This is a genomic window from Micromonospora sp. WMMA1923, from assembly GCF_049179195.1.
GTDB lineage: Bacteria > Actinomycetota > Actinomycetes > Mycobacteriales > Micromonosporaceae > Micromonospora > Micromonospora yangpuensis.
Genome location: NZ_JBMHLZ010000001.1, coordinates 805,069 through 826,830, shown reverse-complemented (window position 1 = coordinate 826,830; position 21,762 = coordinate 805,069). Strand labels below are relative to the sequence as shown.

The 21,762-nt window shown below is 71.9% G+C and carries 16 protein-coding genes and 1 pseudogene; 6 read left to right on the top strand and 11 right to left on the bottom strand.

Features of this window, described 5'->3' with window-relative positions; all coding sequences use genetic code 11:
* Nucleotides 1–57: 57 nt before the first annotated feature.
* The 3 genes and pseudogenes from ACN28G_RS03800 to ACN28G_RS03790 form a co-directional block, all read right to left on the bottom strand.
* Nucleotides 58–573 (bottom strand): annotated as a pseudogene (locus ACN28G_RS03800) (DUF58 domain-containing protein); the annotation flags it as partial.
* Nucleotides 574–626: 53 nt separating this feature from the next.
* On the bottom strand, nt 627–1,715 hold the full coding sequence (locus tag ACN28G_RS03795; RefSeq protein ID WP_091435450.1) for an AAA family ATPase: 1,089 nt from the start codon (nt 1,713–1,715) through the stop codon (nt 627–629).
* A 237-nt stretch (nt 1,716–1,952) separates the two neighbouring features.
* Nucleotides 1,953–2,486 (bottom strand): hypothetical protein, encoded by a 534-nt coding sequence (locus ACN28G_RS03790; protein ID WP_091435449.1) that lies wholly within the window; start codon nt 2,484–2,486, stop codon nt 1,953–1,955.
* Between the two features lie 427 nt (nt 2,487–2,913).
* Between ACN28G_RS03790 and ACN28G_RS03785 the strand changes: the two genes are divergently transcribed.
* Nucleotides 2,914–3,873, top strand: coding sequence for an endonuclease/exonuclease/phosphatase family protein (locus ACN28G_RS03785; protein ID WP_421478426.1), 960 nt, complete (start codon nt 2,914–2,916; stop codon nt 3,871–3,873).
* 94 nt (nt 3,874–3,967) lie between these two features.
* Here ACN28G_RS03785 and cimA read toward each other — a convergent pair whose 3' ends face one another.
* Complete coding sequence (gene cimA, locus ACN28G_RS03780; RefSeq protein ID WP_421478425.1) at nt 3,968–5,551, bottom strand: citramalate synthase; 1,584 nt, start codon at nt 5,549–5,551, stop codon at nt 3,968–3,970.
* Between the two features lie 545 nt (nt 5,552–6,096).
* On the opposite strand from cimA, the gene ACN28G_RS03775 reads away from it, so the two are divergent.
* Nucleotides 6,097–6,519 (top strand): PRC-barrel domain containing protein, encoded by a 423-nt coding sequence (locus tag ACN28G_RS03775; RefSeq protein ID WP_421480855.1) that lies wholly within the window; start codon nt 6,097–6,099, stop codon nt 6,517–6,519.
* Between the two features lie 124 nt (nt 6,520–6,643).
* Complete coding sequence (locus tag ACN28G_RS03770; RefSeq protein WP_091446099.1) at nt 6,644–7,342, top strand: tyrosine-protein phosphatase; 699 nt, start codon at nt 6,644–6,646, stop codon at nt 7,340–7,342.
* Between the two features lie 117 nt (nt 7,343–7,459).
* On the opposite strand, the gene ACN28G_RS03765 is transcribed toward ACN28G_RS03770, so the two are convergent.
* Together ACN28G_RS03765 and ACN28G_RS03760 are read right to left on the bottom strand one after the other, a co-directional pair.
* The gene (locus ACN28G_RS03765; RefSeq protein ID WP_091435446.1) at nt 7,460–8,557 is read right to left on the bottom strand and encodes a branched-chain amino acid aminotransferase; all 1,098 of its coding nucleotides are present in this window, start codon (nt 8,555–8,557) and stop codon (nt 7,460–7,462) included.
* A gap of 244 nt (nt 8,558–8,801) precedes the next feature.
* A complete protein-coding gene (locus tag ACN28G_RS03760; RefSeq protein ID WP_421478424.1) occupies nt 8,802–9,833 on the bottom strand; it encodes a 3-isopropylmalate dehydrogenase in 1,032 nt (343 codons plus the stop codon).
* Between the two features lie 176 nt (nt 9,834–10,009).
* On the opposite strand from ACN28G_RS03760, the gene ACN28G_RS03755 reads away from it, so the two are divergent.
* Nucleotides 10,010–10,855 carry an FAD:protein FMN transferase gene (locus ACN28G_RS03755; RefSeq protein WP_091435444.1) on the top strand — a complete coding sequence of 282 codons (846 nt, stop codon included), beginning with the start codon at nt 10,010–10,012 and terminating at the stop codon, nt 10,853–10,855.
* A 298-nt stretch (nt 10,856–11,153) separates the two neighbouring features.
* Nucleotides 11,154–11,510: a hypothetical protein gene (locus ACN28G_RS03750; protein WP_175440469.1), complete on the top strand. Its 357-nt coding sequence runs from the start codon at nt 11,154–11,156 to the stop codon at nt 11,508–11,510.
* Between the two features lie 79 nt (nt 11,511–11,589).
* On the opposite strand, the gene serA is transcribed toward ACN28G_RS03750, so the two are convergent.
* The 5 genes from serA to ACN28G_RS03725 form a co-directional block, all read right to left on the bottom strand.
* Nucleotides 11,590–13,188, bottom strand: a complete 1,599-nt coding sequence (gene serA, locus ACN28G_RS03745) for a phosphoglycerate dehydrogenase (protein WP_091435442.1) — start codon at nt 13,186–13,188, stop codon at nt 11,590–11,592.
* Between the two features lie 298 nt (nt 13,189–13,486).
* Nucleotides 13,487–14,500, bottom strand: coding sequence for a ketol-acid reductoisomerase (gene ilvC / locus ACN28G_RS03740; RefSeq protein ID WP_091435441.1), 1,014 nt, complete (start codon nt 14,498–14,500; stop codon nt 13,487–13,489).
* Between the two features lie 64 nt (nt 14,501–14,564).
* Nucleotides 14,565–15,080 (bottom strand): acetolactate synthase small subunit, encoded by a 516-nt coding sequence (gene ilvN, locus ACN28G_RS03735; protein WP_091435440.1) that lies wholly within the window; start codon nt 15,078–15,080, stop codon nt 14,565–14,567.
* 61 nt (nt 15,081–15,141) lie between these two features.
* The gene (locus tag ACN28G_RS03730) at nt 15,142–17,028 is read right to left on the bottom strand and encodes an acetolactate synthase large subunit (protein WP_091435439.1); all 1,887 of its coding nucleotides are present in this window, start codon (nt 17,026–17,028) and stop codon (nt 15,142–15,144) included.
* Between the two features lie 182 nt (nt 17,029–17,210).
* The gene (locus ACN28G_RS03725; RefSeq protein ID WP_421478423.1) at nt 17,211–19,571 is read right to left on the bottom strand and encodes a putative bifunctional diguanylate cyclase/phosphodiesterase; all 2,361 of its coding nucleotides are present in this window, start codon (nt 19,569–19,571) and stop codon (nt 17,211–17,213) included.
* A 110-nt stretch (nt 19,572–19,681) separates the two neighbouring features.
* On the opposite strand from ACN28G_RS03725, the gene ilvD reads away from it, so the two are divergent.
* Nucleotides 19,682–21,529, top strand: a complete 1,848-nt coding sequence (ilvD, locus tag ACN28G_RS03720; protein ID WP_091435438.1) for a dihydroxy-acid dehydratase — start codon at nt 19,682–19,684, stop codon at nt 21,527–21,529.
* Nucleotides 21,530–21,762: the final 233 nt, after the last annotated feature.

The following is a 21,762-nucleotide window of genomic DNA, read 5'->3' as shown; positions in this document are numbered from 1 at the left end:
CCCCTGCTTAACGGATTCGGTATAGCGGGGAACCCTTCTCACACCTGCCGTCGTGGCGCGCGGGGCGGTCAGCAGCATGCGCAACAGACCGAGCAGATGGGTACGACCGGAGCGGGCCGGCACGTGGCGCACCGTCGACGGACCGAGCACCTGGGCGCCCAACCGGTTGCCGGTGCCGGCGGTGAGGAACCCGACCGCCGCGACGGCGGCCACCGTCAGCTCCCGCTTGTCCAGTTCGGCGGTGCCGAACTCCATGCTGGGGCTGGCATCCACCACCACCCAGGTGGTCAGCTCCCGGTCGGCGTCGACCTCGCGTACGTGCGGGAGGCCGGTCCGGGCGGTCACCGCCCAGTCCATCCGGCGTACCTCGTCCTCCCCTGGCCGGTACTCGCGGCTGCCGGTGGGCTCGCTGCCCGGACCGGGGAGCAGTCCCCGGTACTGGCCGTGCAGCAGGCCGTTCAGCCGACGGGTCACCACCAGTTCCAGTCGACGCAGCCGCTGCTCGGCGCTGAGTTCGGCCAACCCGGGATCGGCCGGGACCGACCAGCGGGTACGCGTACCGCGCTCGCTCATGTGGTGCAGGCCGGGCATGCCCTCGCGGCCCTCGCTCCGCTCGGTGCGCTCGCTCATGTGGTGCTGGCCAGGTCGCCGGAGCCGCTGGCCGGGGAGTCGGCGACGTACCCGGTGGGTTGTTCGTGGCGGCCGGGAGCGATGCGGGGTGGGGGTACCGCGGACAGCAGGCGACGGACCACGCTCTCGGCGGAGATCCCGTCGGCCACCGCGTCGAAGGTGAGGACCAACCGGTGGGCCAGCACGTCCACCGCCAGTTCGCGGACGTCCTCGGGCAGCACGTACTCCCGTCCGCGCAGCAGCGCCTGGGCCCGGGCGGCGGAGACCAGCCCCAGGGTGGCGCGGGGGCTGGCGCCGTAGGCCAGCAGCGGCGCGACCTCGGGCGCCCCGAACCGGGCCGGGTCGCGGGTGGCCAGGATGAGCCGGACGACGTACTCGGCCAGGGCGTGGTGGACGAAGACCTGGCCGGCCCGGCGTTGCCACTCGCGCAGCCGGTACGGGTCGAGCACCTGCCGGGCCTTCGGCCGGTGGGTGCTCATCCGGTAGAGGATGGCCAGTTCGTCGGCGGCGCTGGGGTAGTCCACGACGATCTTCATCAGGAACCGGTCGCGTTGCGCCTCCGGCAACTGGTAGACGCCCTCCGACTCGATCGGGTTCTGGGTGGCCAGCACCAGGAACGGCTCGGGCACCTCGAAGGTCCGGCCGCCGATCGACACCTGGTGTTCGGCCATCGCCTCCAGCAGTGCCGACTGCACCTTCGCCGGGGCGCGGTTGATCTCGTCGGCGAGTACCAGGTTGGCCATCACCGGGCCGAGTTCCACGTCGAAGGTCTCCGACGACGACCGGTAGATGCGGGTGCCGACGATGTCCGAGGGGACCAGGTCGGGTGTGAACTGGATCCGGGAGAACGTGCCGCCGACCGCGGTGGCCAGGGTCTGCACGGCGAGCGTCTTGGCCACGCCGGGCACGCCCTCCAGCAGGCAGTGGCCGTCGGCGACGAGCGCGGTGAGCAGCCGGTCGACGAGCCGGTCCTGCCCGACGATCACTCGCTTGACCTCGAAGAGGGTCTGTTCCAGGTCGGTACCGCTCGCGTGCGGATCGACCGGGGTGGGCACGCTGACCAGGGTGTCCGAGATGTCCGTCACGGTGCTTGCTTCCCGTGGCGGAGCCCCGGCAAACGTCGGATTCCCGCGCCGACAGGTCGGTTACCGGCCCTGACCGGCACGCTCACCCTCGCACCTGGACAAGCCGGACACGTACCCCCGACGCCCCGGTGCCGGCCACCCATCTCGCGGGTGGCCGGCAGGGGTCGAGCGGTGGATCTCAGCGGACGGAGACCGCTGCGGTGGAACCGATGGGCGGGAACCCGCGAACCGGTCCGGTCAGCGGGTGAAGACCGCCAGGTGGAACGGCCGGTCCGACGGCACGCCGGACGAGTCGTAGGTCTGCACGAACACGGCGTTCGGCGTGATCAGGCGCGGTGCGACCGAGATCTCCCCGGCCGGCGGGATGCAGCAGTCGGTGTCGGTGCCGATGGTGGCCACGTACGCGCCCCGGGTCAGGTTCCGGTTGAACAGGACCTGGTACTGCCCCGGGCCGTACTTGGTGGCCGAGACCGCGTCGTTGCCCCGGATGAGGTTGCCGGCGGCACCGACCACGGCGAACGAGGTCGAGCCGTTGACGTAGTTGGTGCCTACCGACTTCTTCAGCGCCGCCTTCGCCTGGCGTACCTCCTCGGGTGTCACCTGGGGCTGACCGCCGTTGGCGGCCGCCCGCAGGCCGGGTTGCGCGGAGTCGATCGCGGTCTTGGTCGCCGTGGTCGGCTGGGCGGCGGCGGCGATGCCACCACCGGCGAGGGTCAGCGCGAGGACGCCGACCGCCACCGCCACCGACCTACGTGAGAAGAGCTTGGCCATGACAGATTTCTCCCTTGATTGACCGATGGTGATACGACCGATCCACCTTAGGCGGGTCGGATAATTGCAGTAAATTGCGTCGAGGGCGAGCGTCTACCGCCGCCCACAGCATGGCCAACCGAGCACGACAGACTGGATTTCCTAGATCAATAACCAGGCTGACCAGGGGATATGACGTGAAGTTTTGGCGCCTCAACCAGGTGGAAACTAGCACCACGAAAACCGGACAGTCAATAGTCGATCACCGCATGTCGCATCATTGTCAGGGCTGGCCTAAATTGCGAAACACGAACGCTTCACCATTCACCAAAAGCCGATCGAGATCCGGTAACGTGGCCGCGTGCCCAGCCGTACCGAATCCGAACCCGGCGCCGTCCCCACAGCCCCCGGCGCCGTCCCCGCCGGCACGCCACGGCGTCGATCAGTCGTGGTGTTCACCGCGGCCACGGCGGCCTGCTGGGCGATCGTCGCGCCCGGGGTCGGCTGGACAGTGGTACGGCTGCTCGGGGCCGAACGCGGGCCGCTGGTACAACTGGTCGCCTTCACGCCGTACCTGGTCCTCTGGTCGGTGGTGCCGTTGCTGCTCGCCCTCGCGCTACGGCGGCGCGGGCCGGCGGTCGTCGCGGCGGTGACCGCGCTGGCGGTGACCGCGCTGGTCGCGCCCCGGGCGGTCGGCACGGCGCAGCCGGCCACCACCGGGCCGACACTGCGGATCCTCACCGCCAACGTGCTGGCCGGCGCGGGCGACGCGCAACGACTGGTCGACCTGGTCCGCGCCGACGAGGTCGACATCCTCGTCATGCAGGAGTTCACCCCGGACCTGGCGGCCGAGCTCGACCGGCGGGGACTGGCCGGGCTGCTGCCGCACCGGCAGAGCAACCCCCAGGTGGGCACGGTCGGCTCGGCGCTCTACGCCCGCCTGCCCGTCACCGACGGCGGCATCCGGCACAACCGGGGCGGCTGGGGCTTCAGCCAGGCCTACGGCACGGTCACCCTGCCCGGTGCTCCCCCGGTACGCGTCGAGTCCGCACACCCGTCCGCCCCGTACGCGATCGACCAGGTCGGCCCGTGGCGCGCCGACCTGGCGGCCCAGCCACCGGCCACCCCGGACGGGATGCTGCAGATCCTGGCCGGGGACTTCAACGCCACGCTCGACCACGCACCGCTACGGGCGCTGCTCGACACCGGGTACGCCGACGCCGCCGACGCCGTGGGCGCGGGGCTGGTCGGCACCTGGGGCCCGTACGACGGCGACCTGATCCCCCCGGTGGTCATCGACCACGTACTGGTCGACCGGCGGATCGCGGTCCGCTCCGTCGAGGTGCACGCGGTCGGCGGCAGCGACCACCGGGCCGTCCTGGCCGAGCTCCGCCTCCCCGCCGGCTGAGACCGGCCGCACACGTTTGCCGCACTTGCGTCGCGCGTCGGGGTGGTGAGAGGGGAACCCTGCTCTACCGAATGCGTTAGAAAGGGGCCCTTCCTTACACCTTTACCCGGGCGAGGCCGAAGGTGAGGGCGTCGACCAGGGCGTGCCAGCTCGCCTCGACGACGTTGGGGTGCACGCCGACGGTGGTCCAGTCCCGGCCCGCCCCGTCGGCGGTCTCCACCAGTACCCGGGTCACCGCGCCGGTTCCGCTGCTGCCCTCCAGGATCCGCACCTTGTAGTCGGCCAGCTCGAACGTGCGCAGCTCCGGGTAGTGGCGGGCCAACCCGACCCGCAGCGCCTCGTCCAGGGCGTTGACCGGGCCGTTGCCCTCGGCGGTGGCGATCAGCCGCTCGCCGCGTACCCGGATCTTGACGGTGGCCTCGGAGACCACCGCGCCGTCCTCGCGGTGCTCGACCAGCACCCGGTACGACTCCAGGGCGAACGGTCGGGGCGGCGCGGCGTCCGGCAGCTCCGAGCGGACCAGCAGTTCGAAGGAGGCGTCGGCGGCCTCGAACGACCACCCGCCGGCCTCCAGCTCCTTGACCCGCTTGGTCACCCGGGACAACGCCTCCGGATGGCCGGCCAGGTCCAGACCGAGTTCACGACTCTTGAGCTCGATGCTGGCCCGGCCGGCCATCTCGGTGACCAGGATCCGCATGTCGTTCCCGACGACCGCCGGGTCCACGTGGTTGTAGAGCAGCGGATCCACTTTGATCGCACTCGCGTGCAGCCCCGCCTTGTGGGCGAAGGCGGCGGCCCCGGCGTACGCCTGGTGGGTGTCGGGGGCGATGTTGGCGATCTCGGCGATGGCGTGCGAGACGCGCACCATCTGTTCCAGGCAGCCCTCCGGTAGGACGGGCAGCCCGAGCTTGAGTTGGAGGTTGGCCACGACGGCGAAGATGTCGGCGTTGCCGGGTCGCTCGCCGTACCCGTTGGCGGTGCCCTGCACGTGCTGGACCCCGGCCTCGACGGCGGCGACGGTGTTGGCCACCGCGCAGGCGGTGTCGTTCTGCGCGTGCATGCCGAGCAGGTCGGGGGCGACGCCGGTCCGCGCGGTCAGGTCGGCGATGGCCGCGGTGACCTGGGAGGGCAGCATCCCGCCGTTGGTGTCGCAGAGCACGAACCGTTCGGCGCCGGCGGCCAGCGCCGCCTCGACCACCGAGGCGGTGTACGCCGGGTCGTGCCGGTACCCGTCGAAGAAGTGCTCGCCGTCGACGAAGACCCGCCGCCCCTGGGCGACCAGGTGCCGCACGGTGTCCTGGACCATCGCCAGGTTCTCCGCGCCGGTGGTACGCAGCGCCCGCTCGACGTGCCGGATGTCGGCCTTGGCGACCAGCGCGACGGCCGGGGTCTCGGCGTCGAGTAGACCGCGCACCTGCGGGTCGTCGCCGACCGCGACGCCCGCCTTGCGGGTGGCCCCGAAGGCGACCAGCACCGCGTGCCGCAGGTCGAGTTCGGTACGCGCCCGGCGGAAGAACTCGGTGTCCTTGGGCACCGCGCCCGGCCACCCGCCCTCGATGAAGCCCACGCCGAACTCGTCGAGCAGGCGCGCCACAGCGAGCTTGTCGACCACCGAGTACGTCAGGCCCTCGCGCTGGGCACCGTCGCGCAACGTCGTGTCGTACACCTGGAAGGTCATCGGGGGGTCCTTTCGTCGACCAACAAAAAGACCCCCCGCGGATGCGGGAGGTCTGCGCGCTGGCGGGAGAAGGCCGGCGCGCTAGCTACGAATAATCAGGACGTACCTGGTCACGATCGGTACTCTGCCACTCCCGGGCGAGTTTGGGAGGCAGAATCCACATGCCGGGACGCCGACGTGCAGGTCACGCCGCCAGTCGTGCCCTACCTGGTGTTTTCCTCAGGTTTCGGCGGTGTGAACACCGATTGTCCCGGGTAGGAGTTTCCGGGACAGCGAATCGTTCCCTCCGAGACGGCCCACCACGGCCGGGGCAGGAGTTCCCCATGGACAGGCTCGACCCGCAGAGCACCAGCGCCACGCCGGACCCGGCGCTCGACACCACCCAGAGCACCCTTCCCGGCAGCACCCCGGGCACCTCAGCCGGCACCCCGGGCACCTCGGCCGGCGCGCCGGGCCTGAGTGACCCGGCCGGCACCCCGGCACCGAGCACCCTGGCCGGCGACACCACGCCCGGCACCGTGGCCGGCGGCACGACCGAGGGCACCCTGGCCGGCGACACCGCCCAGGGCACGGTGGCCGGCGGCGCGCCCGGCGGCACCTTCGACCCGTGGCGCTACCGGGACGACTCCGGGGTGGCCGACGCCGACCTCACCGGCTACAAGATCGAGGCCACCGACGGCAGCATCGGCAAGGTCGACAAGGCGAGCAACACCGTCGACGACAGCTACCTGGTGGTCGACACCGGTCCGTGGATCTTCGGCAAGAAGGTGATGCTGCCGGCCGGCACCGTCGAGCGGGTCGACCACGACGACAAGAAGGTCTGGGTCGACCGGGAGAAGGACCAGATCAAGGCCGCCCCCGAGTACGACGAGAACAGCCACTCCGACCCGTCGTACCGGGACCAGCTCGGTGGCTACTACGGTGAGCGGCTCTCCGCCCTGCCGCCGAACGGCGCGGGTCGGGCCTGACGACGTGACCCGACCGGGCTGACGGTCGGGCGGTAACCCCGACGGCCGGTGGAGCAGTGCTCCACCGGCCGTTACCGTCTTCGGAGTGGACACCAACGCCAACCGTCGACTGCCCTTCTCCGCCATGTTCAACTTCCGCGACGTCGGTGGCTACCGCGGCCACGACGGGCGCGCCGTACGGTGGGGGCGGCTCTACCGCTCCGACTCCCTGCACCGCATCGACGACACCGACCGGGAGGCGTTCGCCGCCCTCGGCGTACGGACCGTCATCGACCTGCGCCGGCCGTACGAGGTCACTCGGGACGGCCGGGTACCGGACTTCACCGGCCTGACCTGGCGGCACGTCCACCCCGAGCACGCGGAGTGGGACCAGCGGCCGTACCAGCCCGGCACCGACCTGGCCCGTTACCTCGCCGACCGGTACGCCGACCTGGCCCAGACCGGCACCGTCGGCCTCGCCTCGGCGGTCGGGCTGATCGCCGAGAACGCCGAGGCCCCGGTGGTGGTGCACTGCGTCGCCGGCAAGGACCGCACCGGGATCGTCTGCGCGCTTACCCTCTCGGTGCTCGGGGTCAGCGACGAGGACATCGCCGAGGACTACGCCCTGACCGCCGAGGCGGCCCGGAAGTTCGCCGCCTGGGCGGCCGCGACGATGCCGGAGCGGGGCGAGCTGCCGCCGGCCTGGTTGGCCTCGCCGGCCGAGACGATGCGACTCTTCCTGGACGAGCTGCGCGCCGGTTACGGCTCGGCAGAGGGCTACCTGCGCTCCGCCGGCGTCACCGACGACCAGCTCGCCGCCCTACGCGAGCACCTGCTGGAGTAGGCCGCCACGCGCCCGCCCACGATGCCGGCCCACGATGCCGGCCAACGGTGCCGGCCCGGTGAGAAGGGCGCCCCGCTCTACTGTAGGCGTTAAGCGGGGGCCCTTCCTTACACCCGGTCAGAGGAGGCGGTGCACCCAGCCGTGCGGGTCGGCGACCTTGCCGCGTTGCAGGTCGACCAGCTGCTGCCGCAGTGCCATGGTCACCTCGCCGGCTCCCCCGCCGCCGATGGCGAACTGGCCGTCGGGGAAGCGGACCTCCCCGATCGGGGTGATCACCGCGGCGGTGCCGCAGGCGAAGACCTCCCGCAGCCGGCCGCTGGCCGCGTCGGCCTGCCAGTCGGCGAAGCTGACCGGCCGCTCCTCGACCCGGTGCCCGGCCTCGGCGGCCAGCGTCAGCACCGACTCCCGGGTGATGCCGGGCAGGATCGAGCCGTTCAGCGGCGGGGTGACCACGGTGTTGTCGGAGTAGACGAAGAAGACGTTCATCCCGCCCAGCTCGTCGACGAACCGGCGCTCCACCGCGTCCAGGAAGACCACCTGGTCGCAGCCGGCCTCGATCGCCTCGGCCTGGGCGACCAGGGACGCCGCGTAGTTGCCGCCGCACTTGGCCGCGCCGGTGCCGCCCGGGGCGGCCCGGGTGTAGTCCGGGGAGACCCAGACCGTCACCGGCTTCACCCCACCGGAGAAGTACGCCCCCACCGGGGAGGCGATCACGCAGTAGAGGTACTCGTTGGCCGGCCGGACCCCGAGGAAGACCTCGCTGGCGAACATGAACGGCCGCAGGTAGAGGCTGCCGTCCTCGCCGTCGGGAATCCACTCCCGGTCGATCTCGACGAGCCGGTGCAGCGAGTCGAGGAACGCCTGCGCCGGCAGCTCCGGCATGGCCATCCGGCGGGCGGAGGCGGCCAGCCGGGCCGCGTTGGCCTCCGGCCGGAACAGGGTCACCCCACCGTCGACCGCCCGGTACGCCTTCATCCCCTCGAAGATCTCCTGCGCGTAGTGCAGCACCGCGCTGGCCGGGTCCATCGGGATCGGCGCCCGCGCCTCGACCCGGGCGTCGTACCAGCCCTTGCCGTCGGCGTAGCGGACGGTGACCATGTGGTCGGTGAAGACCCGGCCGAATCCGGGGTTGGCCAGCAGGGCGGCCCGGTCGGCGGCGGATACCGGCGCGGGGTTCGGACGGATCTCGAAGTCGAGCTGGTCACCACCGCTCATCGCGCTGACCTCCCTGGTGTGAACGGCATGCCGAGGGGCACGCCGACGCTGTGTGATGTGAAACGTACCCCGCACGGTCGGGCAGCGGAAAGCGCCGATCGGGGAGAAGTGGTCTGCGCCGATCGGCCGGAAACCGGGGCGGCTGTCGCGGCCCGCGGTCTACTCGGCGACCAGCCCGGCGGGGCGTCGCGGTCGACGCCGGTCAAGGCCGGCCCCGGCGGTCCCTGACGGACCGCCGGCCGGCTCAGGCTACGGCGTACCCGGCGAGGCGGTCGCCCACCTCGGCGGTGCGCAGCGGCACCCCCGGGGTCCGGCCGGCCAGCTCGGTGGCGACCGCGGCGGTGACCCGGGCGGCGGCGTCGGGGTGGCCGAGCTGGTCGAGCAGGAGCGCGGCGGAGAGCACCGCGGCCACCGGGTCGGCCACGCCCTTGCCGGCGATGTCCGGCGCCGAGCCGTGTACCGGCTCGAACATCGACGGGTACGCCCCGTCGGGGTTGATGCTGCCGCTGGCGGCCAGGCCGATTCCGCCGGTGACGGCGGCGGCGATGTCGGTGAGGATGTCGCCGAAGAGATTGTCGGTGACCACCACGTCGTACCGCTGGGGCTGGGTGACCAGGAACATCGCCGCCGCGTCGACGTGCTGGTACTCGGTGGTGACGTCGGGGTGCTCGGCGGCGACCGCCTCGAAGGCGCGGGCCCAGAGCGAACCGGCGTGGGTAAGCACGTTGGTCTTGTGCACCAGGGTGACCTTGCGCCGCTCCCGCCGGGTGGCCCGGGTGAACGCGTCGCGGATCACCCGCTCGACGCCGTGCCGGGTGTTCAGGCTCTCCTCGGTGGCCACCTCGGCCGGGGTGCCCCGGTGCAGGGTGCCGCCGGCGCCGGCGTAGAGCCCCTCGGTGCCCTCGCGGACCACTACCAGGTCGACCTCACCGGGCTTGACGTTGGCCAGTGGACCGGTGGTGCCGGGCCAGAGCCGCGACGGGCGGAGGTTGACGTACTGGTCGAAGTCGAACCGGAGCTTGAGCAGCAGGCCCCGCTCCAGCACCCCCGGCGGCACGGTCGGGTCGCCGACCGCGCCGAGCAGGATGGCGTCGTGCCCGGCCAGCTCGGCCAGCACCGAGTCGGGCAGCACCTCGCCGGTCCGGTGCCACCGGGCCGCGCCGAGGTCGTACTCGGTGGCCTCGACCCCGGGAAGCACGGCGTCGATGACCTTGCGGGCCTCCGTGACCACCTCGGGTCCGATCCCGTCTCCGGCCACCACCGCGATCCGCGCCACCCTGTGCTCCTCTGCGTCGTCGACTCAGGGCCACGGTACGACGCCATCCCGCCTCCCGGTACACGTCTTCCGTAATGTGGGACAGCTCGACGCTCAGCAGCTTTCCAGGCCACATTCATGGTGCGGTCATCTTCGCTGCCTAGAGTCAGAGGCACCGCCTGCGAGGGAGCACCGTGATGCGGACCGACGACCAACCGCGCCCCACCTGGCCGGACCAGCCGACCTACCGGGGCCATCCCGACCTGCGGCTCGGTCCCCGCGACCCGCGTCCGGACGCCACGGGCGGCACCGTCGCCGGCCTGCTCTGCGCCAACCACACCGTGCGGACCACCACCGCCGAGTACACCCTGCGGATCAACGCCCCGCACCGGCTGGGCCGCCGGGCGGTCGGCGAGGCGCTGCGGGACGCGGTGGCCGAGCTGCGGGCGATCGACCTCACCTTCGGCCCGGCCCGTAAGCACAGCCTGGTCTCCCGGCTGCGCCGGGGAGAGATCAGCCCCGAGTCGTACCCGCCGCTTGCCGACCTGGTGGACCGTTGCGCGGCGATGCGCGCGGCCACCGACGGCTGGTTCGACGCCTGGGCCGTACCCGGCGGTTTCGATCCTGGCGGCCTGCTCGGTGGCTGGGCGGTGGAACGGGCCGCCGCCCGGTTGCGCGCCGCCGGCATCACCGACTACGCGGTGCTCACCGGCGCGGACCTGGTGGTACGCGGCAACGCGCCGCACGGCGGCCCATGGCGGGTCGCGGTGCACCACCCGACCGACAACCGCCGGGCGCCGGTGGTGCTGGAGATGACGGCGGGCGCGGTCGGCACCTCCGGGGTGACCGGACGGCAGGGACACGTGGTGGACCCGCACACCGGCGAGCCGGCCGACCAGCTCGTCGCGGCCACTGTGGTCGGCCCGGACCTCGCCGTCGCCGACGCCTACGCCACCGCCCTGTACGCGGCCGGACCGGCCGGGCTGGCCTGGTTCCGCGGCGACTCGCCGTACCGGGCGCTCTTCACCCACCGCCGACGCTGACCGCCCCGGGCACGCGATCGGCCCCCATGGTCTCGGCAACGACCATGAGGGCCGGTCAGCGACGAGTGCGCGTGGCTCGCGCAATCGAGGGATGCGGACCGGTCGGTCGGGACGTCGGGCCGCGTCACCCGAAGACGGGTCGACGCCACGAGCTCGGCCGGTAGCCGCACCGCCACGCTAGCGAATCGACGCAACTCTACGCAAGGGTCTCCACAGCGGACCGTCGACACAGGAACTCGTTCCGCCGGTACACGGGGTCGTTGCGCTGCGGTGACCGACGGATGGCACGCTGTCCGCCGTGAGTTTCGATCTGAGCGTGTGGGCCCTGTGGGACGGGGCCACCCCCGCGGACGTGCGGGGAGCCGTGCAACGGTGCCGACAGGGGCAACATGTCGAGCGCTACCCCGACCCCCGGGTGGTGGGGTTCTACCGGGCGATCACCGCCAGGTATCCGGACCGCCCGCCGGTCCCGGGGACACCGTGGGAGGTGGTGCCGCTGCATGCCGCCAACGACCACATCGAGATGAAGCTCTTCCCGAACTGTCCCGACCAGGTGCTCCTGGACATCGAGCGGCTGGCCGGAGAGCACGCGCTGATGCTCTTCGACGTCCAGGACGGTTCGGTCTACCCGCCACCCAGCCACGTCAGCGGTTGACGCCGGCACCACGAGAAGGGGCCCCGCCTTGTCCGGCGGGGCCCCTTCTCCGTGACGGGTGTTACCCGTCGCGCAGGTCCTACTCGTCGCGCAGGTCCGCGGCGCTGGCCGCGGTCGCACCGATCGAGTCGGCGGCCGAGGTGAGCAGCTCCGCCCCGAGCGCCTGGTCGACGGTGAGGGTCATCAGCGTCTCGCCACCGGCCTCCCGGCGGGCGACCTGCATCGCGGCGATGTTGATGCCGGCCTCACCGAGCAGGGTGCCGACGGTGCCGACCACGCCCGGCCGGTCGGCGTACCGCAGGAAGAGCAGGATGCCCTCGGCGGCGATCTCCACGTCGAAGCCGTCGACCTCGGTCAGCTTGAGCAGGTCCCGGGTGCCGGTGTGGGCCACCGTGCCGGAGACGCTCACCGTACGGCCGTCGGGCAGGGCGCCCCGGACGGTGACCAGGTTCGGGTGGTCGGTGGTCTCGGCCTGGGTGGTCAGCGTCACCTCGACGCCACGCTCGGCGGCCAGGTGCGGCGCGTTGACGTAGGTCACCTGCTCCTCGACCACCGAGCTGAACAGCCCCTTGGTGGCGGCGAGCTTGAGCACCGCGACGTCGTGGTTGACGATCTCGCCACGCACCTCGACGGTGACGCTGGCGGCCACCCCGCCGGCCACCGCGGTGAACGCCCGGCCCAGCTTCTCCGCCAGCGGCAGCAGCGGGCGTACGTCCTCGGCGACGACCCCGCCGGCCTGCACGTTCACCGCGTCCGGCACGAACTCGCCCTGCAGCGCGAGCTTGACGCTGCGGGCCACGGCCAGACCGGCCTTGTCCTGCGCCTCGGCGGTGGAGGCACCCAGGTGCGGGGTGGCCACCACGTTGTCGAAGGCGAACAGCGGCGAGGAGGTGCAGGGCTCCTTGGCGTACACGTCGATGCCGGCGCCACCGACGCGGCCCTCGGCGATCGCGTCGGCGAGCGCCTGCTCGTCGACGAGGCCACCCCGGGCGGCGTTGACGATGCGCACGCCGGGCTTGACGATGGCCAGTTCCTTCTCACCGATGAGCCCGACGGTCTCCGGGGTCTTCGGCAGGTGGATCGAGATGAAGTCGCTCTCCCGCAGCAGCTCCTCCAGGCCGACCAGGCGCACGCCGAGCTGGGCGGCGCGGGCCGGCTGGATGTACGGGTCGTACGCGATCAGCCGGGTGCCGAAGGCGGCGATCCGCTGGGCGAAGAGCACCCCGATGCGGCCGAGGCCGACCACGCCGACGGTCTTGCCCTGCAGCTCGACGCCGGTGTACTTGGACCGCTTCCACTCCCCCGCCTTCAGCGCGGCGCTGGCGCTGGCGGTGTTGCGGGCCACGGCCAGCAGCAGCGCGACGGCCTGCTCGGCGGCGGAGACGATGTTCGAGGTGGGGGCGTTGACGACCATCACGCCCCGGGCGGTGGCGGCCGGCACCTCGACGTTGTCCAGGCCGACGCCGGCGCGGGCGACGACCTTCAGGCGCGGCGCGGCGGCGACCGCCTCGGCGTCGATCTGGGTGGCGCTGCGCACGATCACCGCGTCGGCCTCGGCGAGCGCGGAGAGCAGGGCGGGACGGTCGGTGCCGTCGACGTGACGGACGTCGAAGTCGTGGGCGAGCACCTCGATGGCGGCGGGGGCGAGTTCCTCGGCGATCAGTACGACAGGATTCATCGGTCCTCGTAGATGTCGAAAACATGGTGAAGTGGCTTGCGCCGACGCCGCGATGCGCCCTGCGCCGACCGGGCCATGGCCGTGGTGCCGCGTACGCACCTAGGGCCGATCGTAGGGGTCAGGCCGGCCGCGATGCCCCAGTGAGCGGCGTGAGTGCCCTCACAAACCCGACCTAACGCACGATCAGTCACGCCGATTCGATCTACTACCGTCGATCGGGGAGGTGCTTTTCCCGCGCGACGGCCCGCCACCGGGTCGGGGAGAACCCGGGGGCGGGCCGTCGGGGCGTGCCGGTCGCTCAGGCGGTCTCGGTGATCGGCCGATCCACCCAGCTCATCATGTTGCGCAGCTTCTGTCCGGTCTCCTCGATCGGGTGCACCGCGCCCTCGGCCCGCCACTTGGCGAAGTTCGGCCGACCGGCCTCGTCCTCGGCAACCCACTCGCGGGCGAACTCGCCGGACTGGATCTCACCGAGGATCTTGCGCATCTCCTCCTTGACCCGGCCGTCGATGACCCGCGGGCCACGGGACAGGTCGCCGTACTCGGCGGTGTCCGAGACGCTGTAGCGCATCCGGGCGATGCCGCCCTCGTACATCAGGTCGACGATCAGCTTCAGCTCGTGCAGGCACTCGAAGTACGCCACCTCCGGGGCGTACCCGGCCTCGGTGAGCACCTCGAACCCGGTCTGCACCAGCGCCGCCGCGCCACCGCAGAGCACCGCCTGCTCACCGAAGAGGTCGGTCTCGGTCTCCTCGGTGAAGGTGGTCTTGATCGCACCGGCCCGGGTGCCGCCGATCCCCTTGGCGTAGGAGAGCGCCAACTGGAATGCGGTGCCGCTCGGGTCCTGCTCGACGGCGACCAGACACGGCACGCCCTTGCCGTCGACGTACTGCCGGCGGACCAGGTGACCGGGGCCCTTCGGGGCGACCATCGCCACGTCCACGTCGGCCGGCGGCTTGATCAGGTCGTACCTGATGTTGAAGCCGTGGCCGAAGAAGAGCGCCTTGCCGGGGGCGAGGTTGGGGGCGATCGCGTCGGTGTAGAGCGACCGCTGCGCGGTGTCCGGCGCCAGGATCATGATCACGTCGGCCTCGGCCGCCGCCTCGGCCGGCGTGAGCACCCGCAGCCCCTGCTCCTCGGCCTTGGGCCGGCTCTTCGAACCCGCCGGCAGGCCGATGACCACGTCGACACCGGAGTCGCGCAGCGACAGCGCGTGGGCGTGGCCCTGGCTGCCGTACCCGATCACGGCGACCTTCTTGGCCTGGATCAGGCCGAGGTCGGCGTCGTCGTCGTAGAACACCTCAACGCTCATGACTTCCCTTTCGATACGACGGCCCGGGCGGCCCGTCGTGGACGGTGTGCGGTTTGGAGCGGGGTCAGGCGGCCCGCAGCGTCGGGCCGGCGGTGATCGAACGCGAGCCGCGCCCGATCGCCACCAGGCCCGACTGGACCATTTCCTTGATGCCGAAGGGTTCGAGGTCGCGCAGGAGCGCGTCCAGCTTGTCCGGGGTACCGGTCGCCTCGACGGTGAGGGTGTCCGGGGCGACGTCGACCACCCGGGCGCGGAACAGGTTCACCGTCTCCAGCACCTGGGCCCGCGCCGAACGGTCGGCGCGCACCTTGACCAGCAGCAGCTCCCGGGCGACCGAGACCTGCGAATCCAGTTCGACGATCTTGAGTACGTTGACCAGCTTGTTGAGCTGCTTGGTGACCTGCTCCAGCGGGGACCGGTCGGCGTTGACCACGATGGTGATCCGGGACACGTCCGGATTCTCGGTCTCCCCGACGGCGAGGCTGTCGATGTTGAACCCGCGCCGGGAGAACAGGCCGGAGACCCGGGCCAGCACCCCCGGCTTGTTCTCCACCAACACGGAAAGCGTGTGCACCGTCATGGCTGTGCCTCTCTCGTCATGCCCTCACGGCCCTCGCTTCGCTCGGTGCGTTCGTTCATGACTAGACATCGTCCTCGTCGAAGGTGGGGCGGACGCCCCGGGCGAACATGATCTCGTCGTTGCTGGTGCCGGCCGCGACCATCGGCCACACCATGGCGTCCTTGCCGACCACGAAGTCGACCACCACCGGCGCGTCGTCGATCGCCATCGCCGCCTCGATCACCTTGTCCACGTCGGCGGCGTTCTCACAGCGCAGACCGACACAGCCGAGCGCCTCGGCGAGCTTGACGAAGTCGGGGATGCGGTGCTTGTGGGTGCCCAGCTCGGTGTTGGAGTAGCGCTCGCCGTAGAACAGCGTCTGCCACTGCCGGACCATGCCGAGGTTACCGTTGTTGATCACGGCGATCTTGACCGGGATGCCCTCCAGGGCACAGGTGGCCAACTCCTGGTTGGTCATCTGGAAGCACCCGTCGCCGTCGACCGCCCAGACCACGGTGTCGGGCCGGCCGACCTTCGCGCCCATGGCGGCCGGCACCGCGTACCCCATCGTGCCGAGACCACCGGAGTTGAGCCAGGTCTGCGGCTTCTCGTAGGAGATGAACTGGCTGGCCCACATCTGATGCTGGCCGACCCCCGCGACGTAGATCGTGTCCGGGCCGGCGATCTCGCCCAGCCGCTTGATCACGTACTGCGGGGAGAGGGTGCCGTCGGACGGCTCGTCGTAGCCCAGCGGGTAGCGGTTACGCAGGTCGTCGAGCTGGGTCCACCAGTCGGCGTGCGCACCCTCGCGGCCGGCCGCGCGCTCCACGGTGACCGCCGCGATCAACTCGTCGATCACGTGCCGCGCGTCACCCACGATCGGCACGTCGGCGTGCCGGTTCTTGCCGATCTCCGCCGGATCGATGTCGGCGTGCACCACCGTGGCGTCCGGGGCGAACGAGTCGAGCTTGCCGGTGACCCGGTCGTCGAAGCGGGCGCCGAGGGCCACGATCAGGTCGGCCTTCTGCAGGCCGTACACGGCGGCCACCGTGCCGTGCATGCCCGGCATGCCCAGGTGCTGCGGGTGCGAGTCGGGGAACGCGCCAAGCGCCATCAGCGTGGTGACCACCGGGATGCCGGTCAGCTCGGCGAGCTTGCGCAGCCCGTCGGTGGCGCCGGCCTTGAGCACGCCGCCGCCGACGTAGAGCACCGGGCGGCGGGCGTTGCTCATCAGCCGGGCGGCCTCGCGGATCTGCTTGCCGTGCGGGTGCAGGGTGGGCCGGTAGCCGGGCAGCTCCAGGGTGGGCGGCCAGCTGAAGGTGGTCGCGGCCTGCAGGACGTCCTTGGGGATGTCGACGAGCACCGGGCCAGGCCGACCGGTGGAGGCCAGGTGGAACGCCTCGGCCAGGATGCGCGGGATCTCCTCGGCGGTCTGCACCAGGAAGTTGTGCTTGGTGATCGGCAGGGTGATGCCCTGGATGTCCGCCTCCTGGAAGGCGTCCGTGCCGATCATCGGGCGGGCGACCTGGCCGGTGATCGCGACCATCGGCACCGAGTCCATGTACGCGTCGGCGATCGGGGTGACCAGGTTGGTCGCGCCGGGGCCGGAGGTGGCGATGCAGACGCCGACCCGGCCGGTCGCCTGGGCGTACCCGGTGGCGGCGTGGCCGGCGCCCTGCTCGTGGCGGACCAGGATGTGCCGGACGGTGGAGTCGTAGAGCGGGTCGTAGGCCGGCAGGATCGCCCCACCGGGGATACCGAAGACGACGTCGACCCCGAGGGCCTCCAGGGACCGCACCAGCGAACCGGCACCGGAGATCTGGGCCGGCTCGGGTGCCCGTACCGCGGGAGCGGCCGGGGTGACCGTGGCGCGGGTGGTGGGAGTGTGGTCGGCGTCGCTCGCCGGCTCGGCGGCCGCGCGGGCCCGCCTGGCGGAGTGGGCGAGGGTCTCGGGCGTGGGTCTCGTCATGACGGTTCTGGCCTTCGGCTGGAATGGTCAGGCTCTGCTTGAGTGCAACACGGGCGGGCCCGCGGGTGGGTTCCGACGGCAATAAAAACGGCCCTCGTGCAGATGCACGGGGCCAGCGCACTCTCGACGGGGGAGAGTGCGCTCAGGTAAGTACTCGCAGCGACCGGTTCGACGACATGGGGCTAAGCCTGACGCATCTCACGCGCTGAGTCAACTGCTCCCACATGTTGGTTAACGGACTCCGGCGTGGCTTGCTCCGGCGCGCCGCCGCCGGCGTGTTCTTCCTGCTCAGGACGGGTGTCGACGGCGCGCTGGGCGGGCGCGCGGCGCATCCCCGGCGAGGTGGCCGCCTCCAACATCGCCTCCAGGTGTTCGGCCGGCACACCCCAGCCGAAGAGCGCTCCCTGGCCGAACCGGCAGCCGGCGGCGACCACCGCGGCCAATTCCGTGGGGTTGGTCACGCCTTCGGCGATGACCTCCAGACCGAGCTGGTGGCCCAGCCGCATCACGATGTCGACCATGGGGGCGAAGGGTGGGCCCTCCCGGTCGGCGGGACGTACCGGCTCGTGCTCGGCGACCAGGCTGTGGTCGATCTTGAGGATGTCGATCGGCAACCGGCGCAGCTGGCCCAGCGAGGAGTAACCCGCGCCGAAGTCGTCGAGCGCGATCCGCACCCCGGTGCGGCGCAGCGCGGTCAGCCGGCGGATCAGCTCGTCGAGGTCGGTGGCGACCGCGTGCTCGGTGACCTCCAGCACCAGCCGCTGCGGCGGCACCCGGTGGGCCCGCAGCGCCTCGGCGACCTGCACGACGTACTCCGGGGCGTGCAGCTCGCGCGGGGAGACGTTCACCGACACCCACACGTCGTGGCCGTCGGCCAGCCAGCGGGACAGCTGGTGGCAGGCCTGGTGCAGCACCCAGGCACCGAGCTTGGCGATCATCCCGCACTCCTCGGCCAGCGGGATGAACTCGTCCGGGCGTACGTTGCCCAGCTCCGGGTGGTGCCAGCGCAGCAGCGCCTCGGCGCCGACCGGACGCACCGAGGGCAGCGAGGCGACCGGCTGGAAGGCCAGCCGCAGCTCGTCGCGCTCGATCGCGCCGCGCAGCTCGTGCTCGACCGTGGTACGCCGGCGCAGCAGCTGGTCGTAGGCGCTGTCGTACTGCTCGATGCGGTTCTTGCCCCGCTGCTTGGCGTAGCGCAGCGCGAGGTCGGCGTGGCGCAGCAACAGTTGCACGTCGGGCTGACCGCTGGGTTCGGCCACCCCGATGCTGACCGAGAGGAAGACCGGCCCGTCGGGCTGGTCGTAGGGCTGCCCGAGCACCTCCAGCAGGCGCTGGGCCACCCGGTCGGCCTCCACCGCGCCACCGTCGATCAACACGGCGAACTCGTCCCCGCCGAGGCGGGCCGCGACGTCACCGGGCCGCAGGTTGTCGCGCAGCCGCCGGCCCACCTCGGCCAGCACGGCGTCGCCCACGTCGTGGCCGCGCATGTCGTTAACGATCTTGAAGCCGTCCAGGTCGAGGCCGAGCAGCACGTGCGGGCGGCCCTGACCCGCCCAGCCGTGCAGCTGCCCCAGCAGCCCCCGTCGGTTGGCCAGCCCGGTCAGCGGGTCGGTGTGCGCCAGCTCACGGAAGTGCGCCTCCCGCTCGGCCAGCCGGCCGGCGTACCCGCGCAGGTCACGCAGGGTGAGATGCTGGCGGGCCACCAGCGCGAAGCCCTCCACGCTGCCGGCGACGATGCCCCACGCGTCGAAGCGGCCGTCCTGACTGAGGTGGTACATGGCCGAGGTGGCCATGGCCAGCATCGGCGCGATGGCGTACTCGCCGTCGCGCTGGATCAGGTCGATCTCGACCTGCCCCGGCGGCGCCTGCCCGGACATGACCAGGGCGGCGACCAGCAACCCCACCGCGAGCAGCGCGGCGGAGGCCAGAACCAACGTCGTGCCGCCCTGGCAGAGCCCGGCGGCGACGCCGAGCCCGCCCAGGTTCACCGCGGTAGTCCCGAGGCCGAAGACCGCCAGCCGGCGGCGGGGGGTGGCCCGCAGCGTGACGATCAGGGCGAGCCCGGCGGTCGAGGCCGTACTGACCGTGGCGAGCAGGATCGGCGCGCAGGCGACCGGCGTGGCGGAGCCGAGCAGCCGGGTCGGCTCGGAGAAGAGCACCCAGCCGACGAACCAGAGCGCGCTGGCCATCACCAGCCCGTCGAGGGCCAGCCGGACGGTGGTCGCCACGGTGCTGGCGGCACCCGGAAGCCGCAGCAGCCAGACACAGACCGCCAGCCCGCTCAGCGTGGTGCCGACCGAGACCAACGTCGCCCAGCCGAAGTGCCCGCCCGACCCGGCCCTCTGGTGACCCAGCACACCGAGCTGGGCGGCCAGCCCGATCAGGAGGCTGACCAGGGCGAGCGCCCCCGCCCCGGCGAGCAGTCGGTGGGTGGCGCGGCACCGCCCGGTCCGGCGTCGGGCGGTGACGGTCAGCAGGACGGTCGCGGCGGCGGCGACGAGCCCGCTCAACGCCGCCACGACGGCGTCGGAGGGGAAAGGCACGACCACAACTGTGCCCGATGTCCGGCCTTCGTGGGGGCCCGGGTGCGCAACTGTTGGGACACGGGGCACACGCCCGGGTCGTACCCGGTCGGGAGTGCCAGACTGGAGCCATGCCTGAGCTGCGGTCGAGGACCTCCACGCACGGTCGGACGATGGCGGGCGCCCGCGCCCTCTGGCGGGCCACCGGGATGACCGACGACGACTTCGGCAAGCCGATCGTCGCCATCGCCAACAGTTTCACCCAGTTCGTCCCCGGTCACGTACACCTCAAGGACATGGGTGGCCTGGTCGCCGACGCGGTGGCCGAGGCGGGCGGGGTCGGCCGGGAGTTCAACACCATCGCCGTCGACGACGGCATCGCGATGGGCCACGGCGGCATGCTCTACTCGCTGCCCAGCCGGGAGCTGATCGCCGACGCGGTGGAGTACATGGTCAACGCGCACTGCGCCGACGCCCTGGTCTGCATCTCCAACTGCGACAAGATCACCCCGGGCATGCTGCTGGCCGCGCTGCGGCTCAACATCCCCACCGTCTTCGTCTCCGGCGGCCCGATGGAGGCCGGCAAGACGGTGGCCGTCGAGGGCGTGGTGCACAGCAAGATCGACCTGATCGATGCCATGATCGCCTCCTCGAACGAGGCAGTCACCGACGACCAGCTCGGCGAGATCGAGCGCTCCGCCTGCCCCACCTGCGGCTCCTGCTCCGGCATGTTCACCGCCAACTCGATGAACTGCCTCACCGAGGCGATCGGCCTCGCCCTGCCGGGCAACGGCTCGACCCTGGCCACCCACGCCGCCCGCAGGGCGCTCTTCGTCGAGGCCGGCCGGACCGCCGTGGAGATCGCCAAGCGGTGGTACGACTCCGACGACGCCTCGGTGCTGCCCCGGATGGTCGCCTCCCGGGCAGCGTTCGAGAACGCGGTCGCCCTGGACGTGGCGATGGGCGGCTCCACCAACACGATCCTGCACCTGCTCGCCGCCGCCCGGGAGGCGGAGATGGACTTCTCCGTCGCCGACATCGACGAGATCTCCCGCCGGGTGCCCTGCCTGGCCAAGGTCGCCCCGAACTCCCCGCAGTACCACATGGAGGACGTGCACCGGGCCGGCGGCATCCCGGCCATCCTCGGTGAGCTGGACCGGGCCGGCCTGCTGCACCGGGACGTGCACGCGGTGCACTCGCCCACCCTCGACGGATGGCTCGCCGACTGGGACGTGCGCGGCGGATCGGCCACCGAGACCGCCGTCGAGCTGTTCCACGCCGCCCCCGGCGGGGTCCGCACCACCGAGCCGTTCTCCACCACCAACCGCTGGTCGACCCTGGACACTGACGCCGCCGAGGGCTGCATCCGGGACCGCGAGCACGCGTACAGCGCCGACGGCGGGCTGGCCATCCTGCACGGCAACCTCGCCCCGCAGGGCTGCGTGGTCAAGACCGCCGGCGTGCCCGAGGAGTGCCTGACCTTCCGCGGCCCGGCCAAGGTGTACGAGTCGCAGGACGACGCGGTCACCGCCATCCTGGCCAAGGAGATCGTCGCCGGCGACGTCGTGGTGATCCGGTACGAGGGCCCCAAGGGCGGCCCCGGCATGCAGGAGATGCTCTACCCCACCTCGTTCCTCAAGGGACGGGGTCTGGGCCGCTCCTGCGCGCTGCTCACCGACGGCCGGTTCTCCGGCGGCACCTCCGGACTCTCCATCGGACACGCCTCCCCCGAGGCCGCCTCCGGTGGACTGATCGCCCTGGTCGAGCCGGGCGACGAGATCGTCATCGACATCCCGGCCCGCTCGATCGAGCTGAACGTCCCCGCCGACGTGCTGGAGGCCCGCCGCATCGCCCAGGAGAAGCGCGACCGCCCGTACACCCCGGTCGACCGGGTCCGCCCGGTCTCGGCGGCACTGCGCGCGTACGCCTCGATGGCCACCTCCGCCAGCGACGGCGCCTACCGCCACGTCCCCGAATAGGTGTAAGGAAGGGCCCCCTCTTAACGCCTGGCGTCGAGAAGGGGCCCCTTCTCACACCTTGTACGGCCCTCCTCCGCGGCTGAGGCGCCTTGCTCTCTCCGTACCCGACCGGGGTGTAGATCTTGGACACTTACCGTCCAAATAGAACGGTAAGTGTCCAAGATTCACATCGGGGTCCGCTTCGGCGGGGGCGGGTGGTGGGGTGGGGTGGTGGGGGAACCGAGCTTGACGCC

Coding starts and splice junctions, on each gene's coding strand:
- ACN28G_RS03790 (WP_091435449.1), bottom strand. CDS start 2,486: ATGGCCAAGCTCTTCTCACGTAGGTCGGTGGCGGTGGCGGTCGGCGTC.
- cimA (WP_421478425.1), bottom strand. CDS start 5,551: ATGACCTTCCAGGTGTACGACACGACGTTGCGCGACGGTGCCCAGCGC.
- ACN28G_RS03770 (WP_091446099.1), top strand. CDS start 6,644: ATGTTCAACTTCCGCGACGTCGGTGGCTACCGCGGCCACGACGGGCGC.
- ACN28G_RS03765 (WP_091435446.1), bottom strand. CDS start 8,557: ATGAGCGGTGGTGACCAGCTCGACTTCGAGATCCGTCCGAACCCCGCG.
- ACN28G_RS03755 (WP_091435444.1), top strand. CDS start 10,010: ATGCGGACCGACGACCAACCGCGCCCCACCTGGCCGGACCAGCCGACC.
- serA (WP_091435442.1), bottom strand. CDS start 13,188: ATGAATCCTGTCGTACTGATCGCCGAGGAACTCGCCCCCGCCGCCATC.
- ilvC (WP_091435441.1), bottom strand. CDS start 14,500: ATGAGCGTTGAGGTGTTCTACGACGACGACGCCGACCTCGGCCTGATC.
- ilvN (WP_091435440.1), bottom strand. CDS start 15,080: ATGACGGTGCACACGCTTTCCGTGTTGGTGGAGAACAAGCCGGGGGTG.
- ACN28G_RS03730 (WP_091435439.1), bottom strand. CDS start 17,028: ATGACGAGACCCACGCCCGAGACCCTCGCCCACTCCGCCAGGCGGGCC.
- ilvD (WP_091435438.1), top strand. CDS start 19,682: ATGCCTGAGCTGCGGTCGAGGACCTCCACGCACGGTCGGACGATGGCG.